Here is a 702-nt window from a genome sequence, read left to right on the forward strand (position 1 = left end):
CCTGTTCAAGGCGCTGTCCTGCGATACCGTGCCGCACTTCACCACACTCGCCCGATTCGTCAGCGGTCACGCCGATGAGATCGAAGCCCTGTTCGAGCAGGTCCTGTTGGTCTGCCACGAGCAAGGTCTGCTGGGCAACGAACTCTTCGCCATCGACGGCTGCAAGATGTCGTCCAATGCGGCCAAGGAGTGGTCGGGGACTTTCAAGGAACTCGGTGAAAAGCGTGACAAGCTACGCCGCTTGATTCGCCACCATCTGGACGAGCACTTCCAGCGTGACAAGGCGGAAACCGAGGCAGAGATGGCACGGGATATCCGCCATGCCAAGACGATCCTCTCCCTCGATAGCGCCATGACCAAGGTCGACCGGTTCCTGAACACGCAGCGTCCCCGGCAGGGGAAGGGCCAGCGCAGCCAGGAGGTGAAGAGCAACCTCACCGACAACGACAGTGCCAAGATGACGACCGGGAAAGGCACGATTCAGGGCTATAACGGGGTAGCGACGGTCGACAAGACACACCAGATCATCATCGATGCCCAGGCCTTTGGCGAAGGCCAGGAGCACCATACGCTCCAGCCGGTGCTGGAGAGCGTCGTGCAGCGCTACCGACGACTGGGCATCAGTCCGAATATCTATCAGGACGGCACCGTGGTGACGGCCGATACTGGCTTCGCCAACGAAGCCAACATGCGCTACCTGCA

General features: G+C 60.5%; 1 pseudogene. It reads left to right on the top strand.

The features are described from left to right. Window positions 1-702 (top strand): annotated as a pseudogene (locus tag GFD32_RS14535) (IS1182 family transposase); the annotation flags it as partial.

It is taken from the genome of Halomonas faecis (assembly GCF_010993975.1).
GTDB lineage: Bacteria > Pseudomonadota > Gammaproteobacteria > Pseudomonadales > Halomonadaceae > Halomonas > Halomonas faecis.